Genomic DNA, 15,818 nt, shown 5'->3' on the forward strand with positions numbered 1-15,818 from the left:
ACGCAGGCCACAGGCAAACAGCCCCGGGCTCTTAGCTCGGTCGATAAACGCGCACATTGGCATGCCCCTCACTGAGCAAATGGTGGGCATGCAGGCGACTCATCACGCCTTTGTCGCAATACAGCAGGTACTGACGGCTGTCATCCAGTTCCTTGAAACGCGCGTTCAATGCGTAGAACGGCAGCGTTTGTACGTCGACGCCAGGAATTTCCAGCGGCTCATCTTCAGCGGCATCCGGGTGACGGATGTCGACAACAATCTGGCCGGCCAGGGCTTCACTGACTTCTTCGATCTGCACATCCTGGCCCAATTCGTCGATAACACGATCGATCGGGACCAGCTTGGCGTTCTGAAGCGCACGCTCCAGAATCGCCATATCAAACTGTTGTTCTTCGTACTCCACGCGGTTGCGCTTGGCGTGGGTCTTGGGATTCACCGAGATGACCCCGCAGTATTCAGGCATATGCTTGGCGAAGTCGGCGGTGCCGATTTCTTCTGCCAAATCGATGATGTCCTGCTTGTGGCTGGCGATCAGTGGGCGCAACACCAGCTTCTCGGTCACGCAGTCGATCAGCGACAGGTTCGGCAGCGTCTGGCTGGAAACCTGGGAAATCGCTTCGCCGGTCACCAGGGCGTCGATCTGCAACTGATCGGCAATCCGAGACGCAGCGCGCAACATCATACGCTTCAATACTACGCCCATATGACTGTTATCGACTTTACCGAGAATTTCGCCCAGCACTTCCTCAAACGGTACGCTCACAAATAGCACGCGTTGGGAGCTGCCGTACTTCTTCCAGATAAAGTGCGCGACTTCCATCACGCCCAATTCGTGTGCACGCCCACCCAGATTAAAGAAGCAGAAGTGGCTCATCAGGCCGCGGCGCATGATCTGGTAGGCCGCGACCGTGGAATCGAAACCGCCGGACATCAATACCAGGGTCTGTTCCAGGGCGCCCAACGGGTAGCCGCCGATGCTGTCGTGCTGGCTGTGAATCACAAACAACCGTTGGTCGCGAATTTCCATGCGCACTTCAATTTGTGGCGCTTTTAAGGAAATTCCGGCGGCGCCGCACTCGCGACGCAGCTTGCTGCCGACGTATTTCTCGACGTCCATGGAGCTGAATGGGTGCTTGCCGGCACGCTTGCAGCGTACCGAAAAAATCTTGCCTTCAAGGCTGTCACCGAAGTGCCGTTTGCATTTTTCGGTGATGTCGTCGAAGTCGCCCAGCGGGTACTCATCCACCTGCAGGAAATGCGCGATACCCGGCATGCAGCTCAGGCGCTCGGTCATGTCCTTCAAGGCTTTGGCGTCGGTGAGGCGGGTTTCCAGCTCGAGGTTGTCCCACACACCGTTCACCACCACAGCCGGGTCCAGATCGCGGAGCACGGCACGGATGTTCTTGGCCAACTGACGGATGAAACGCATCCGTACCGGTCGGCTCTTGATGGTGATCTCGGGGAAGACTTTAACGATTAATTTCATGGAAACAGCGCGCGCAGGGCCTGCCGAAAAAGGGGGGCGCGGATTATAGCGGAAATCGCTCAAGGTTTAACCAGTTAATATGCACATCACTCGACTCGCACTAAAGCAGTGCATTTGCATGCATCGACGCCACATTGCAGTGCGCGAATTTCGCGCTTTTGTCGCAATGCACCTTTATAGGGGCGTTTTTGGAGCAAAAAACCCATGTTGGCGCACTGGCATGCAATTTGCTCTCTTGTGAGGCAGGTTGCCATGGCGGACTATCGGCGCCGGCATCACCCACATTCTAAGGGCTAACTCCACTACCCCAGCCCGAAGCCACCCGGAGGACACTATGTCGAAGTCGGTTCAACTCATCAAAGATCATGACGTTAAATGGATTGATCTGCGCTTCACGGACACCAAAGGCACTCAGCACCACGTGACCATGCCGGCTCGCGATGCGCTGGATGATGCGTTCTTCGAAGAAGGCAAAATGTTCGACGGTTCCTCCATCGCTGGCTGGAAAGGCATCGAAGCCTCCGACATGATCCTGATGCCGGACGACAGCACTGCCGTGCTGGACCCGTTCACCGAAGAAGCCACCCTGATCCTGGTGTGCGACGTGATCGAGCCTTCGACCATGCAAGGCTACGACCGCGACCCACGTGCGATCGCCAAGCGTGCCGAGGAATACCTGAAGTCGACCGGTATCGGTGACACCGTATTCGTAGGCCCAGAGCCAGAATTCTTCATCTTTGACCAAGTGAAGTTCAAGTCCGACATCTCCGGCTCCATGTTCAAGATCTACTCTGAACAAGGTTCGTGGATGTCCGATCAGGACGTGGAAGGCGGCAACCATGGCCACCGTCCAGGCATCAAAGGTGGTTACTTCCCAGTTCCGCCGTTCGACCACGACCACGAAATCCGTACCTCCATGTGCAACGCCATGGAAGACATGGGCCTGGTCATCGAAGTTCACCACCACGAAGTGGCGACTGCCGGCCAGAACGAAATCGGTGTGAAGTTCAACACCCTGGTTGCCAAGGCTGACGAAGTTCAGACCCTGAAGTACTGCGTACACAACACTGCCGTTGCCTACGGCCGTACCGCGACCTTCATGCCTAAGCCTCTGTACGGCGATAACGGTTCGGGCATGCACGTTCACCTGTCCATCGCCAAAGATGGCAAGAACACTTTCGCTGGCGAAGGTTATGCCGGCCTGTCCGATACCGCCCTGTACTTCATCGGCGGCATCATCAAGCACGGTAAGGCCCTGAACGGCTTCACCAACCCTTCGACCAACTCCTACAAGCGTCTGGTCCCAGGTTTCGAAGCTCCGGTAATGCTGGCCTACTCGGCGCGCAACCGTTCCGCTTCGATCCGTATTCCTTACGTCTCCAGCCCACGCGCTCGCCGTATCGAAGCTCGCTTCCCGGATCCAGCAGCCAACCCTTACCTGGCCTTCGCTGCTCTGGTTATGGCCGGCCTGGACGGTATCCAGAACAAGATCCACCCTGGCGACGCTGCCGACAAAAACTTGTACGACCTGCCGCCTGAAGAGGCCAAAGAGATCCCACAAGTGTGCGGCAGCCTGAAAGAAGCCCTGGAAGAGCTGGACAAGGGCCGTGCGTTCCTGACCAAAGGCGGCGTATTCAGCGACGACTTCATCGACGCTTACATCGGCCTGAAAAGCGAAGAAGAAATCAAGGTTCGTACCTTCGTACACCCACTGGAATACGAGCTGTACTACAGCTGCTGATCCGGTAGCGCTGCTTAAAGTGGCGTGACAAAAAAGACCTCCTTCGGGAGGTCTTTTTTTGCCCGTGAATTACACAGTTCCACACCTGCAAACCTAATCAAAAAGGTGGGAGGGAGCTTGCTCCCGATAGCGGTGGGTCAGCTGATACAGGTGCTGACTGACACTCTGCTATCGGGGGCAAGCCCCCTCCCACAAGGAGATCAGCATTGAAACGTCGACTTGTGTTCGCTCTATTATTCGTCAGCGCCAGTGCATTCGCTGCACCGCCGACACTGGAGCCATTGCTCAACAGCATCGCCGAACGCCTGACCATTGCCGACCAGGTGGCCCTGAGCAAATGGGACAGCAAAAAACCGGTAGAAGACAAAAAGCGCGAGCAAGATGTGCTCGCCAGCGTCATTGCCCAGGCACCGAGCTACAAACTGGAGCCCGCCGCCGCCGAGCAATTTTTCTCGGCGCAGATCGAGGCAAACAAGCTGGTGCAGTACACCCACCTGTCCGACTGGCAGTTCCAGGGCAAGGCACCCGACGACCCGCGCCCGGACCTGGTAAAGCAGATTCGCCCGCAACTGGATCAATTGCAAAAACGCCTGCTGCAACAACTGGCGGACTTCACTCCACAACGTACCGACCCGCATTGCCCTCAATGGCTGGCCGAAGCGGTACATGAGCCGCTGAACGACCCACTGCGGCAATTGGCGATGATCCGCGCTACGGCCGAGCTGTGTATCTACAAAGACTAAAACTGTAACCCCGATCCAAAAATGTGGGAGAGGGGCAACCCCTCCCACATTTGATTTATATGATTTCGGCACTTCCTGAACAACCTTCACAAAACCGCACTATATTGGTGCGACATCCTGCACCCACCCCAACGACTAACACCATTTTGGTTCGAAACTTCCCGTTCAAGCTGGCAGAACGCCACAGTTTCGGGCCCTAACCCCCCATTTCAGGGCTTTCGCGCTTCTTTTCGGAGCCTTGGTTTGGTTTTTGCATTTTCCTTGTATCAGCGTGTGCCTCAAGCCCGCGCCTTGCTCCAAAAGAGGTCCTGATGACCATCAGCGATGCACTGCACCGTTTGCTACTCGACAACCTGACCACCGCGACCATCCTGCTCAATGACGACTTGCGTCTTGAGTACATGAACCCGGCGGCGGAGATGCTTCTGGCCATCAGTGGCCAGCGCAGCCATGGGCAGTTCATCAGCGAGCTGTTCACCGAGTCGGCCGAAGCCTTGAGCTCGTTACGCCAGGCGGTGGAGCAGGCGCATCCATTCACCAAGCGTGAAGCGATGCTCACGGCCCTTACCGGGCAGACATTGACCGTCGACTACGCTGTGACCCCGATCCTGAGCAACGGCGCGACCCTGCTGCTGCTTGAAGTACATCCCCGTGACCGCCTGCTGCGCATCACCAAAGAAGAAGCGCAGTTGTCCAAGCAAGAAACCAGCAAGATGCTGGTACGTGGCCTCGCCCATGAGATCAAGAACCCGTTGGGCGGCATCCGTGGCGCAGCGCAGTTGCTGGCCCGCGAGTTACCGGACGAGAACCTCAAGGACTACACCAACGTCATCATCGAAGAAGCCGACCGCCTGCGTAACCTGGTGGACCGCATGCTCGGCTCCAACAAGCTGCCGTCCCTTGCGATGACCAACGTGCACGAAGTACTTGAGCGCGTCTGTCATCTGGTAGAGGCCGAAAGCCAGGGCTGCATCACCTTGGTGCGCGACTACGACCCGAGCATTCCCGACGTGTTGATCGACCGCGAACAGATGATCCAAGCGGTGCTCAACATCGTGCGCAACGCCATGCAGGCCATCAGCAGCCAGAACGAATTGCGCCTGGGCCGCATCAGCCTGCGCACCCGCGCACTGCGCCAGTTCACCATCGGCCACGTGCGCCATCGCCTGGTGACCAAGGTCGAGATCATCGACAACGGCCCAGGCATTCCTGCGGAACTTCAGGAAACTATCTTCTTTCCCATGGTCAGCGGCCGCCCGGACGGTACCGGGCTGGGCCTGGCCATCACCCAGAACATCATCAGCCAGCACCAGGGTCTGATCGAATGTGAGAGCCATCCCGGCCACACCACGTTCTCGATCTTTCTGCCTCTGGAACAAGGAGCCCCATCGACATGAGCCGTAGTGAAACTGTCTGGATCGTCGATGACGACCGTTCTATCCGCTGGGTCCTTGAGAAAGCCTTGCAACAGGAAGGCATGACCACCCAAAGCTTCGACAGCGCCGACGGGGTGATGAGCCGCCTGGCACGCCAGCAGCCCGACGTGATTATTTCTGACATCCGCATGCCAGGCGCCAGTGGCCTGGACCTGCTGGCACGCATCCGCGAGCAGCACCCGCGCCTGCCGGTGATCATCATGACTGCGCACTCCGACCTGGACAGCGCTGTCGCGTCTTACCAGGGCGGCGCATTCGAATACCTGCCCAAGCCGTTTGACGTGGACGAGGCTGTGGCGCTGGTCAAGCGCGCCAACCAGCACGCCCAGGAACAACAGAATCAGGAAGCCCCGCCGGCCCTGACCCGCACCCCGGAAATCATCGGTGAAGCGCCTGCGATGCAGGAAGTGTTTCGCGCCATCGGGCGCTTGAGCCACTCCAACATCACCGTGCTGATCAACGGCGAGTCGGGTACCGGTAAAGAGCTGGTAGCCCACGCTCTGCACCGTCACAGCCCACGGGCAGCGTCGCCGTTTATCGCACTGAACATGGCAGCGATCCCCAAGGACTTGATGGAGTCCGAGTTGTTCGGCCATGAGAAAGGCGCGTTCACCGGCGCCGCCAACCTGCGTCGCGGACGCTTTGAACAGGCGGATGGTGGCACGCTGTTCCTCGATGAGATCGGCGATATGCCGGCCGACACCCAGACTCGCCTGCTGCGCGTACTGGCGGACGGCGAGTTCTACCGCGTGGGCGGTCACACACCGGTCAAGGTTGATGTGCGCATCATCGCCGCGACTCACCAGAACCTGGAAACCCTGGTGCATGCGGGCAAGTTCCGTGAGGACTTGTTCCACCGCCTCAACGTGATTCGCATCCACATCCCCCGCATGTCGGACCGCCGCGAAGATATCCCCACCCTCGCCCGCCACTTCCTCAGCCGCGCCGCCCTGGAGCTGGCGGTCGAGCCGAAGCTTTTGAAAAGCGAGACCGAGGAATACCTGAAGAACCTGCCATGGCCAGGCAACGTGCGCCAGCTGGAGAACACCTGCCGCTGGATCACGGTGATGGCGTCCGGGCGCGAAGTGCATATCGGCGACCTGCCGCCGGAGCTTTTGAGCCTGCCGCAGGATTCGGCACCAGTGACCAACTGGGAGCAGGCGCTGCGTCAATGGGCCGACCAGGCACTGGCACGGGGCCAGTCGAACCTGCTGGACAGCGCCGTACCAGCGTTCGAGCGGATCATGATCGAGACCGCCCTCAAGCACACCGCCGGCCGCCGGCGCGATGCTGCGGTGTTGCTGGGCTGGGGTCGCAATACCCTGACGCGCAAGATCAAGGAGCTGGGCATGAAAGTGGACGGTGGTGACGACGATGAGGGCGACGACGCCTGAATCTCGAATCCACTGAGGTCTAATGTGGGAGGGGGGCTTGCTCCCGATAGCAGTAGGTCAGTCACAACATCTGTGCCTGATACACCGCCATCGGGAGCAAGCCCCCTCCCACATTTAGACCTCCACACGGACTCAGAACCGTGCACCGCTTCAATGCACCCTGTTCTAGCATCGCGCACACGTTCCACGCCCGAACCAACCGTTTTGTTAAGAGAATGCTGAATTCCGAAAACACCAAAGCCCCGTAATCCGGGGGCTTTGCGCTTCTTGAAGAATTTTTTTGGCACAACTTAGCCACTCTGGCACGCGCCCTGCAATAACCCAAGTACAACCCAGTTTCGGGGACCTTGGTACAGGCAGGCCGAGAATCCCCTCTTTACACCCGGGGTGCTTGATGCGAACCGCGTCGCGCTCCACACCGCTTTGGGGAACCTCGGTACAGGCAGGCCGGGGACTCCCTCTTTAACAACGAAGCCTTGATGGCTTCACCCCGTTTTGGGAGCCCTGGTACAGGCAGGCCGGGAACTCCCTTCTTTACACCGGGGCTTATGTGGCACAGCGCCCATAGCCCCAGCCCGTTTTGGGGACCTTGGTACAGGCAGGCCGGGGATTCCCTCTTTTATTGCTCCTGGAGATGGATCTCCAACCGCCAGCGGTCATCGACCTCTTCTCCCTTCCACTCCCCGCGCAACGGCCGAGCCGCGACCAGGCTCAGCAGCAGGCCGCCATCGGTCTTGCGCACGCGCCAGTTCACGTCCTTGTCGTTGACCTTAAGTTGCCCGGTGCTGGCCTTGCCTTGGGCATCAAACAGCAACGCCACGGTGCCATCGATATGCTCGCCGTGCAGCTTGGGTTCGCTGTTGAACCACACCACTACGCCATCCGTGGTCGTCTCTACCTGTTGCAGTTCGACCGGGTCCGCTGTGGTCAGCCGGCCAATCATCAGGCCCACCATCAAGCCGACAATCGCCAGCGAGCCCATGACCCTTGGCAATAGCTTCGGTCTTGGGTCTTCTTCAGGGGTAGAATGCAGCGCATCTTTGCCTTCGGAGCCGTGCATGTTTCACGTCATCCTTTTTCAACCAGAAATTCCGCCGAATACCGGCAACGTTATCAGGCTGTGCGCCAACAGTGGCTGCCACCTGCATTTGATCGAGCCCCTGGGCTTCGACATGGACGACAAGCGCCTGCGCCGTGCCGGGCTGGACTACCACGAGTACGCCACGCTCCAGCGCCACGCCGACTTGGCCAGCTGCCTGGAAAGCCTGGGGCATCCGCGCTTGTTCGCGTTCACCACCAAGGGTTCGCGACCGTTCCATGATGCCAGTTTTGCTGAAGGCGATGCCTTCCTGTTCGGCCCGGAGAGCCGTGGCCTGCCGGCCGAAGTGCTCGACGCCCTGCCCGATGGGCATCGCCTTCGCCTGCCAATGCGCGAAGGCTGCCGCAGCCTGAACCTGTCCAACACCGTAGCCGTTGCCGTGTACGAAGGTTGGCGCCAACTCGGTTTCAAATAACACACCAAACAAAATGTGGGAGGGGGCTTGCCCCCGATGGCGGAGTGTCAGTCGACATCTATCTGACTGATCCACCGCTATCGGGAGCAAGCCCCCTCCCACATTGGGTTCTGCGTCGGGTTCGAGATTACTGAACCGTCGGTGCGCCTTCCTGTTGCATGCGCTGCAGCTCTTGAGCGTACAGGGCATCGAAGTTCACCGGAGCCAGCATCAGCGCAGGGAACGAACCACGGGTGACCAGGCTGTCAAGGGTCTCACGGGCATACGGGAACAGGATGTTCGGGCAGAACGCGCCCAGGGTGTGGCTCATGGACGCTTCGTCCAGGCCCTGGATCAGGAAGATACCGGCCTGTTGCACTTCAGCAATGAAGGCCACTTCTTCACCGTTCTTGACGGTGACCGACAGGGTCAGCACAACTTCGTGGAAGTCGCCTTCCAGTGCCTTTTGACGGGTGTTCAGGTCCAGCGCAACGCTTGGGGTCCACTCCTGGCGGAAGATGGCCGGGCTTTTCGGCGCTTCGAACGACAGGTCACGCACGTAGATACGCTGCAGCGAGAACTGTGGGCCTTGAGCTTCTGCTGCTTCGGTGTTCTGTTGGTCAGTCATCGCAGATCCTTCTTGATCTTGGGGTCTTTTAGGGTTTAGGAGTCAGACGAGCAGCAGCGCATCGAGTTTACCGGCGCGCTCCAGGGCAAACAGGTCGTCGCAGCCACCGATGTGTTTGGCGCCGATCCAGATCTGCGGCACAGACGTGCGTCCCGCCTTCTGGGCCATTTCGGCGCGCACCTGGGGCTTGCCGTCGACCTTGATCTCTTCGAAGGCAACGCCCTTCTTATCCAGCAGAGCCTTGGCTCGCATGCAATAAGGGCAATAATCGCTGGAGTAGACGACAACCTGGCTCATATCACTTCACCAGCGGCAGGTTATCGGCGCGCCAGCTGCTGATGCCACCGGACAGCTTGGCCGCGGTGAAACCGGTCTTGAGCATTTCGCGGGCGTGAGTGCCGGCGTGCTGGCCTTGGGCGTCGACCAGGATGATGGTCTTGGCCTTGTGTTTTTCCAGCTCGGCCAGGCGCGCGATCAGCTTGTCCTGTGGAATGTTCAGTGCACCGACGATATGGCCGGCAGCGAATTCCTTGGCTGGGCGGATATCCACCACAATGGCCTCATCCTTGTTGACCAGCGCGGTCAGCTCCGACGTGCTCAGGCTGCGACCACCACGGCTCAATTCGTGAGCGATCAGCAGCGCCAGCAGGATGACGAAGGCACCCACGAGCAGATAGTGGGCAGTGGCAAATGCAATCAGGTGATCAACCATCAAGGAGGTTCCAGGGCGTTAAAATGGCGGTAAGTATACACAGCCGTCAGGGGGGGCCAACCCCCGTAAAGCGGTGACGTGGTCGGAACTTCGCTTTAAACTGCCACTCCCTTTTCAATTGCCTTCCTTTATTACCGCCGCGAGAGGATCTATGACTACTACGCCTAAACCTTTGGTCCTGATAATTCTCGATGGCTTCGGACACAGTGAAAGCCACCACGACAACGCGGTATACGCGGCCAAGAAGCCTGTACTGGACCGCTTGACCGCCAGCGTCCCCAACGGCCTGATCTCCGGTTCGGGCATGGACGTGGGCCTGCCCGACGGGCAGATGGGCAACTCGGAAGTCGGCCATATGAACCTCGGCGCCGGACGAGTGGTATATCAAGACTTCACACGCGTGACCAAAGCGATCCGCGACGGCGAGTTCTTCGAGAACCCGACCATCTGCGCAGCGGTAGATAAAGCAGTAGCCGACGGCAAGGCCGTGCACTTCATGGGCCTATTATCCGACGGCGGTGTACACAGCCACCAAGACCATCTGGTTGCCATGGCCGAACTGGCCTTCAAGCGCGGCGCCGAGAAGATCTACCTGCACGCCTTCCTCGACGGTCGCGACACTCCTCCAAAAAGCGCGCAATCGTCCATCGAGCTCCTGGACGCCACATTCGCCGCCCTGGGCAAGGGCCGCATTGCAAGCATCATTGGCCGTTACTTCGCCATGGATCGTGACAACCGTTGGGACCGAGTGTCCCAAGCCTACAACCTGATCGTCGACGGTCAGGCCGAATTCAACGCCGCCACTGCCCAAGAAGGCCTGGAAGCCGCCTACGCCCGTGGCGAAAGCGATGAGTTCGTCAAGGCCACTACCATCGGCGAGCCGGTAAAAGTCGAAGACGGCGACGCCGTGGTGTTCATGAACTTCCGCGCCGACCGTGCCCGCGAGCTGAGCCGCGTGTTCGTCGAAGACGGCTTCAGCGAGTTCGAACGCGCCCGCCAGCCAAAAGTGCACTACGTCGGCCTGACCCAATACGCCGCGAGCATCCCGGCCCCCGCCGCCTTTGCTCCGGGCAGCCTGGACAACGTGCTCGGCGATTACCTGGCGAAAAACGGCAAGACCCAACTGCGCATTGCCGAAACTGAAAAATACGCCCACGTGACCTTCTTCTTCTCCGGCGGCCGTGAAGAACCGTTCCCAGGCGAAGAGCGCATCCTGATCCCGTCGCCAAAAGTCGCCACCTACGACCTGCAGCCGGAAATGAGCGCGCCGGAAGTCACCGACAAAATCGTCGACGCCATCGACCACCAGCGTTACGACGTGATCGTGGTCAACTACGCCAACGGCGACATGGTTGGCCACAGCGGCAACCTGGAAGCCGCGACCAAGGCCGTGGAATGCCTGGACTTGTGCGTCGGTCGCATCGTCGACGCCCTGGAAAAAGTCGGCGGCGAAGCGCTGATCACGGCCGACCACGGCAATTGCGAGCAGATGTCCGACGAGTCCACCGGCCAGGCACACACCGCTCACACCACTGAGCCAGTGCCGTTCATCTACGTGGGCAAGCGCGACTTCAAAGTGCGTGACGGCGGGGTGTTGGCGGATGTGGCGCCAACCATGCTGATGCTGATGGGACTGGAGAAGCCAGCGGAGATGACCGGGACCTCGATTCTGGTTTGATTTCAACCACACCACTGAACAGTGTGGGAGGGGGCTTGCCCCCGATAGCAATGGGTCAGCCAACACATATTCAGCTGACACACTGCAATCGGGGGCAAACCCTTCCCACATTGGATCTCCCGTGTTTGGAAGATGTCTTTTTGCCATACCACCGCCACTCGGCGCCTATCTTGCCCGCCAGCCCCAATTGGGCGTTTTTTTTGCAGCGCTTGGCGGGCATACTAGGCCGTCCCTTTCCCTGGTGTCGCCCGCCTCTATGCTTCGCGCCTTGATTACCCTTGCTTTTGTCTGCCTGCTCCAACCGGCGTTTGCCGATGAGCGCGCACAAACCCAACAACAGTTGGACGCTACGCGTCAGGACATTACCGAGCTGAAAAAACTGCTCGGCAAGCTCCAGGAAGAAAAATCCGGGGTGCAGAAAGACCTGCGCGGCACGGAAACCGAAATGGGCAAGCTAGAGAAGCAAGTCCAGGAGCTGCAAAAAGAATTAAAGAAGAGCGAGTCGGAACTGGAGCGACTCGACGCTGAGAAAAAAAAACTCCAGAGCGCACGCGTTGAACAGCAACGTCTGATCGCGATCCAGGCCCGCGCCGCCTACCAGAGTGGCCGCCAGGAATACCTCAAGCTGCTGCTCAACCAGCAGAACCCTGAGAAATTCGCGCGCACCCTGACCTACTACGACTACCTGAGCAAAGCCCGCCTGGAGCAATTGAAAAGCTTCAACGAGACTCTGCGCCAGTTGGTCAACGTCGAACAGGAAATCGCCAACCAGCAGTCGCAGTTGGAAGACCAGAAAAGCGCCCTCGACACCCAGCGCGATGAGCTGGACAAGGTCCGCAAGGAGCGCCAGCTGGCCCTGGCCAAGCTCAATGACGACGTGAAAGCCCGCGACGCCAAGCTCCAGGCCCGCGAGCAAGACCAAGCCGACCTGGCCAAAGTGCTCAAGACCATCGAAGAAACCCTGGCGCGCCAGGCACGCGAGGCCGAAGAAGCGCGCCAGAAAGCGCTGATCGCCCAGCAGGAAGCCGAAAAAAAGCGCCAGCGTGAGGCCGAACTGGCAGCCACCACTGACGCTCCGGCGCCACGTAAACCGGCACATGCAGCGCCTGGACCGTTGGTTTCCAGCGCCGGCGAGTCTTTCGGCGGCCCTTTTGCTTCAGCGCGAGGAAAACTTCCATGGCCTGTTGATGGTCGACTACTGGCACGCTTCGGTGAAACCCGTGGCGACGACACCCGCGCCAAGTGGGATGGAGTGATGATCAGCGCCTCCGCCGGCAGCCAGGTCCACGCCGTTCACGGCGGGCGTGTGGTGTTTGCCGATTGGCTGCGGGGCGCCGGTTTGTTGGTGATTCTTGACCACGGCAATGGCTATTTGAGCCTTTACGGCCACAATCAGACGTTACTCAAGTCGGCAGGTGATGTTGTAAAAGCCGGTGAATCCATCTCCACTGTCGGTAACAGTGGTGGCCAGGACACCCCGGCGCTGTACTTCGCTATTCGTCAGCAGGGTCGCCCGAGCGATCCCGCACAATGGTGCCGTTCCCAAGGATAGGGCCGCATCTACATTAGGAGTTCGTTCGACATGCTGCATTTGTCCCGCCTCACTTCGCTGGCCCTGACGATCGCCTTGGTGATCGGCGCGCCTCTGGCTTTCGCCGACCAGGCCGCTCCGGCTGCACCTGCTGCCACGGCCGCGACCACCAAGGCCCCGTTGCCGCTGGACGAGTTGCGCACCTTTGCCGAGGTCATGGACCGCATCAAGGCAGCCTATGTCGAACCCGTAGACGACAAGACTCTGCTGGAGAATGCCATCAAGGGCATGCTCAGCAACCTCGACCCGCACTCTGCCTATCTGGGCCCTGAAGATTTCGCTGAACTGCAGGAAAGCACCAGCGGTGAATTCGGTGGCCTGGGCATTGAAGTCGGCGCCGAAGACGGCAACATCAAGGTGGTGTCACCCATCGACGACACCCCGGCGTCCAAGGCCGGCATCCAGGCTGGTGACTTTATCGTCAAAATCAACGGCCAGCCGACCCGTGGCCAGACCATGACCGAAGCCGTGGACAAGATGCGCGGCAAGATCGGCCAGAAAATCACCCTGACCCTGGTACGCGACGGTGGCAACCCGTTCGACGTGACACTCACCCGCGCGACCATCGTGGTCAAGAGCGTGAAGAGTCAGCTGCTGGAGTCGGGCTACGGTTACATCCGCATCACCCAATTCCAGGTCAAGACCGGCGACGAAGTGGCCAAGGCACTGGCCAAGTTGCGCAAGGACAACGGCAAGAAACTCAGCGGCATCGTGCTCGACCTGCGCAACAACCCAGGCGGCGTGCTGCAGTCGGCGGTGGAAGTGGTCGACCACTTCATTACCAAAGGTCTGATCGTCTACACCAAGGGCCGTATCGCCAACTCCGAGCTGCGCTTCTCGGCCACCGGCAACGACCTCAGCGAGAACGTGCCACTGGCCGTGCTGATCAACGGCGGCAGCGCCTCGGCTTCGGAAATCGTCGCCGGCGCCCTGCAGGACCAGAAACGCGGCGTGCTGATGGGCACCACCAGCTTCGGCAAAGGCTCGGTGCAGACCGTGTTGCCGCTGAACAACGATCGCGCACTGAAGATCACCACTGCGCTGTACTACACGCCGAACGGCCGCTCCATCCAGGCCCAGGGCATCGTGCCGGACATCGAAGTGCGCAAGGCCAAGATCACTAACGAGATCGACAGCGAGTACTACAAAGAGGCAGACCTGCAAGGTCACCTGGGCAATGGCAACGGCGGTGCCGACCAGCCGACCGGCAGCAGCAAGAAAGCCAAGCCGATGCCACAGGACGACGACTATCAACTGGCTCAGGCGCTGAGCCTGCTCAAGGGGCTGAGCATCACGCGCAGCCGTTGATATGCGATTTGCCCTGATCCTTGCTCTGCTGTGCAGCCTGGTGGGAGTCGCCCAAGCGACTCCCACAGGCGAACCTCACAAAGCCTATCTGACGCTGATCATCGACGACCTGGGGCAAAACCTGCCTCGGGATCGCCGCGTGCTGGCCCTGCCTGGGCCGGTGACCACCGCGATCATGCCCGACACCCCCCACGCTGCAGAATTCGCCCGCGAAGCCCACAAGGCCGGCAAGATCGTGATCCTGCACATGCCCATGGACCCGGCCACCGGCCCGTTCGCCTGGCACCCTGAGCTGCCTATCGAAGAACTCGCCAAACGCCTGGACGCCGCGTTCAACGCCGTGCCCTACAACGCCGGCATCAACAACCATATGGGCAGCCGCATGACGGCTCAACCTGCGGCAATGGCCTGGTTGATGGCCGAGCTGCAGCGGCGCAACAAGTTCTTTGTCGACAGCCGTACCAGCGCGCAGACAGTGGCAGCCGCCGAGGCACAGAAGATCGGTCTGGCGAGTGTTTCGCGGGACGTGTTCCTGGACGACGAACGCACCGAAGCGGCGATCACCACACAGTTGCAAACCGCGATCAAGCTGGCCCACAAACAGGGCTCGGCCGTGATGATCGGCCACCCTTACCCACAAACCCTGGCAGTGCTGGAGCGCGAGCTGCCCAAGCTCAAGGCCCAGGGCATCGAGTGGATTGATATTAAGCTGATGATCAGCGTGCGCAGCAATCAAGCCATGGCTGGGCATGGGAAGGACGGGGTTTACCGCTAGAACGCCGCAACGATCCCAGTAAGAGCTGGCAAGCCAGCGCCTACAGAACTTCGGGTCTTTTACAGATACTTCGCCGTGATCTCGTCGACGACGCCGTCTTTACGCAACTGGTCCAGCGCGGCCTGAAGCTTGTCTACCAAGTCGTCCGGCACATCCTTGTTCAACGCGAGGTAGAGCTGGGCGCTGTTGAATCGCAGCACGGTCTTGAGCCCGGTCACCCCAACTTGGCGTGCCAGGTAACGCCCGGCCGGGTCGCCGGTAGCCCACAAGTCGATCTGGCCATCCACGAGCTTTTGCGCATTGTCCTGGTCACGCAGCACTACGATCGGGTTGAGGCCCTGTTTCTCCAGGGTCTCGGCGATGGCATCGCCTTTATAGGCGCCGATCTTGTAGCGCCGCGCTTGCTCAAGTTCGGCAAGCTGGATCTTGCTGTCCGACTTGGCCAGCAGCACCCAATCATCCGGGCCAATGGGGCCGACCCACTTGAACAGCGCTTCGCGAGCCGGCAAACGTGCCATTACGAATACGCCATAGCCGGGTTTTTCCAGGGCGAGTTTGTAGATTCGCTCCCAAGGAAAACGCAGGGTGAGGTTGTAGGAAATGCCCGCACGCTTGAAGGTTTCGCGCACGATATCCACGGCGATGCCTTCGATGTTTTCTTCCTTGGCGAAGTTCTTGCCGTTTTTCGCCATGTTGTACGGCGGGAAGTTTTCCGTCAGCAACACCAGGGAGGCGTCGGACGGTTCCTCGGCATGGGCCGAACCGACTAACAACAGGGACGAACTGGCGAGGGCAAGTAAGAGGGTCTTGAACATGAAGGCTACCGGAATCCA

Annotated in this window: 15 protein-coding genes; 9 read left to right on the forward strand and 6 right to left on the reverse strand. The window is 59.6% G+C overall.

The features are described from left to right. Positions 1-31: 31 nt before the first annotated feature. The gene (thiI, locus tag ACVWXD_RS22965) at positions 32-1,486 is read right to left on the reverse strand and encodes a tRNA uracil 4-sulfurtransferase ThiI (protein ID WP_032890151.1); all 1,455 of its coding nucleotides are present in this window, start codon (positions 1,484-1,486) and stop codon (positions 32-34) included. Between the two features lie 334 nt (positions 1,487-1,820). Between thiI and glnA the strand changes: the two genes are divergently transcribed. The 4 genes from glnA (at position 1,821) to ntrC (ending at position 6,800) form a co-directional block, all read left to right on the forward strand. Further along, positions 1,821-3,227 (forward strand): type I glutamate--ammonia ligase, encoded by a 1,407-nt coding sequence (gene glnA / locus ACVWXD_RS22970; RefSeq protein ID WP_032890148.1) that lies wholly within the window; start codon positions 1,821-1,823, stop codon positions 3,225-3,227. A gap of 206 nt (positions 3,228-3,433) precedes the next feature. Continuing rightward, positions 3,434-3,970 carry a chorismate mutase gene (locus ACVWXD_RS22975; RefSeq protein WP_032890145.1) on the forward strand — a complete coding sequence of 179 codons (537 nt, stop codon included), beginning with the start codon at positions 3,434-3,436 and terminating at the stop codon, positions 3,968-3,970. A gap of 311 nt (positions 3,971-4,281) precedes the next feature. Continuing rightward, positions 4,282-5,367: a nitrogen regulation protein NR(II) gene (gene glnL, locus ACVWXD_RS22980; RefSeq protein WP_032890142.1), complete on the forward strand. Its 1,086-nt coding sequence runs from the start codon at positions 4,282-4,284 to the stop codon at positions 5,365-5,367. Beyond that, positions 5,364-6,800 (forward strand): nitrogen regulation protein NR(I), encoded by a 1,437-nt coding sequence (gene ntrC, locus ACVWXD_RS22985; protein WP_032890139.1) that lies wholly within the window; start codon positions 5,364-5,366, stop codon positions 6,798-6,800. The genes glnL and ntrC overlap by 4 nt, the downstream gene beginning before the upstream one ends. A gap of 619 nt (positions 6,801-7,419) precedes the next feature. Here the strand turns inward: ntrC and ACVWXD_RS22990 are convergent. After that, complete coding sequence (locus ACVWXD_RS22990) at positions 7,420-7,860, reverse strand: hypothetical protein (protein WP_457371344.1); 441 nt, start codon at positions 7,858-7,860, stop codon at positions 7,420-7,422. On the opposite strand from ACVWXD_RS22990, the gene ACVWXD_RS22995 reads away from it, so the two are divergent. Continuing rightward, on the forward strand, positions 7,859-8,314 hold the full coding sequence (locus ACVWXD_RS22995) for a tRNA (cytidine(34)-2'-O)-methyltransferase (protein ID WP_010563141.1): 456 nt from the start codon (positions 7,859-7,861) through the stop codon (positions 8,312-8,314). The genes ACVWXD_RS22990 and ACVWXD_RS22995 overlap by 2 nt on opposite strands. A gap of 127 nt (positions 8,315-8,441) precedes the next feature. Here ACVWXD_RS22995 and secB read toward each other — a convergent pair whose 3' ends face one another. The 3 genes from secB to ACVWXD_RS23010 are packed head-to-tail and all read right to left on the reverse strand — an operon-like array spanning position 8,442 to position 9,633. Further along, the gene (gene secB, locus ACVWXD_RS23000) at positions 8,442-8,921 is read right to left on the reverse strand and encodes a protein-export chaperone SecB (protein ID WP_014716520.1); all 480 of its coding nucleotides are present in this window, start codon (positions 8,919-8,921) and stop codon (positions 8,442-8,444) included. Between the two features lie 42 nt (positions 8,922-8,963). Then, positions 8,964-9,218, reverse strand: a complete 255-nt coding sequence (gene grxC / locus ACVWXD_RS23005) for a glutaredoxin 3 (protein ID WP_032890136.1) — start codon at positions 9,216-9,218, stop codon at positions 8,964-8,966. Position 9,219: 1 nt separating this feature from the next. Continuing rightward, complete coding sequence (locus tag ACVWXD_RS23010) at positions 9,220-9,633, reverse strand: rhodanese-like domain-containing protein (protein ID WP_032890134.1); 414 nt, start codon at positions 9,631-9,633, stop codon at positions 9,220-9,222. 151 nt (positions 9,634-9,784) lie between these two features. Here ACVWXD_RS23010 and gpmI point away from each other — a divergent pair, with 151 nt between their 5' ends. The 4 genes from gpmI (at position 9,785) to ACVWXD_RS23030 (ending at position 14,985) form a co-directional block, all read left to right on the forward strand. After that, positions 9,785-11,311, forward strand: a complete 1,527-nt coding sequence (gpmI, locus tag ACVWXD_RS23015) for a 2,3-bisphosphoglycerate-independent phosphoglycerate mutase (protein ID WP_457371345.1) — start codon at positions 9,785-9,787, stop codon at positions 11,309-11,311. A gap of 256 nt (positions 11,312-11,567) precedes the next feature. Then, entirely contained in the window at positions 11,568-12,863 is a 1,296-nt protein-coding gene (locus ACVWXD_RS23020; RefSeq protein ID WP_095186153.1) for a murein hydrolase activator EnvC family protein, read from the forward strand. A gap of 30 nt (positions 12,864-12,893) precedes the next feature. Further along, entirely contained in the window at positions 12,894-14,210 is a 1,317-nt protein-coding gene (locus ACVWXD_RS23025) for a S41 family peptidase (RefSeq protein ID WP_027605074.1), read from the forward strand. A 1-nt stretch (position 14,211) separates the two neighbouring features. Further along, positions 14,212-14,985 (forward strand): divergent polysaccharide deacetylase family protein, encoded by a 774-nt coding sequence (locus tag ACVWXD_RS23030; RefSeq protein ID WP_181643811.1) that lies wholly within the window; start codon positions 14,212-14,214, stop codon positions 14,983-14,985. A 59-nt stretch (positions 14,986-15,044) separates the two neighbouring features. On the opposite strand, the gene ACVWXD_RS23035 is transcribed toward ACVWXD_RS23030, so the two are convergent. Then, positions 15,045-15,800, reverse strand: a complete 756-nt coding sequence (locus ACVWXD_RS23035) for a substrate-binding periplasmic protein (RefSeq protein ID WP_179179650.1) — start codon at positions 15,798-15,800, stop codon at positions 15,045-15,047. Positions 15,801-15,818 lie beyond the last annotated feature (18 nt).

Source organism: Pseudomonas sp. TE3911, assembly GCF_054062775.1.

Bases quoted from the DNA above. Each gene is read 5' to 3' on its own strand.
- ACVWXD_RS23020 (WP_095186153.1), top strand. From the start codon at position 11,568: ATGCTTCGCGCCTTGATTACCCTTGCTTTTGTCTGCCTGCTCCAACCG.
- ACVWXD_RS23010 (WP_032890134.1), bottom strand. From the start codon at position 9,633: ATGGTTGATCACCTGATTGCATTTGCCACTGCCCACTATCTGCTCGTG.
- glnL (WP_032890142.1), top strand. From the start codon at position 4,282: ATGACCATCAGCGATGCACTGCACCGTTTGCTACTCGACAACCTGACC.
- ACVWXD_RS22990 (WP_457371344.1), bottom strand. From the start codon at position 7,860: ATGCACGGCTCCGAAGGCAAAGATGCGCTGCATTCTACCCCTGAAGAA.
- ntrC (WP_032890139.1), top strand. From the start codon at position 5,364: ATGAGCCGTAGTGAAACTGTCTGGATCGTCGATGACGACCGTTCTATC.
- ACVWXD_RS22995 (WP_010563141.1), top strand. From the start codon at position 7,859: ATGTTTCACGTCATCCTTTTTCAACCAGAAATTCCGCCGAATACCGGC.
- gpmI (WP_457371345.1), top strand. From the start codon at position 9,785: ATGACTACTACGCCTAAACCTTTGGTCCTGATAATTCTCGATGGCTTC.
- thiI (WP_032890151.1), bottom strand. From the start codon at position 1,486: ATGAAATTAATCGTTAAAGTCTTCCCCGAGATCACCATCAAGAGCCGA.
- ACVWXD_RS23035 (WP_179179650.1), bottom strand. From the start codon at position 15,800: ATGTTCAAGACCCTCTTACTTGCCCTCGCCAGTTCGTCCCTGTTGTTA.
- ACVWXD_RS23030 (WP_181643811.1), top strand. From the start codon at position 14,212: ATGCGATTTGCCCTGATCCTTGCTCTGCTGTGCAGCCTGGTGGGAGTC.
- secB (WP_014716520.1), bottom strand. From the start codon at position 8,921: ATGACTGACCAACAGAACACCGAAGCAGCAGAAGCTCAAGGCCCACAG.
- ACVWXD_RS23025 (WP_027605074.1), top strand. From the start codon at position 12,894: ATGCTGCATTTGTCCCGCCTCACTTCGCTGGCCCTGACGATCGCCTTG.
- glnA (WP_032890148.1), top strand. From the start codon at position 1,821: ATGTCGAAGTCGGTTCAACTCATCAAAGATCATGACGTTAAATGGATT.
- grxC (WP_032890136.1), bottom strand. From the start codon at position 9,218: ATGAGCCAGGTTGTCGTCTACTCCAGCGATTATTGCCCTTATTGCATG.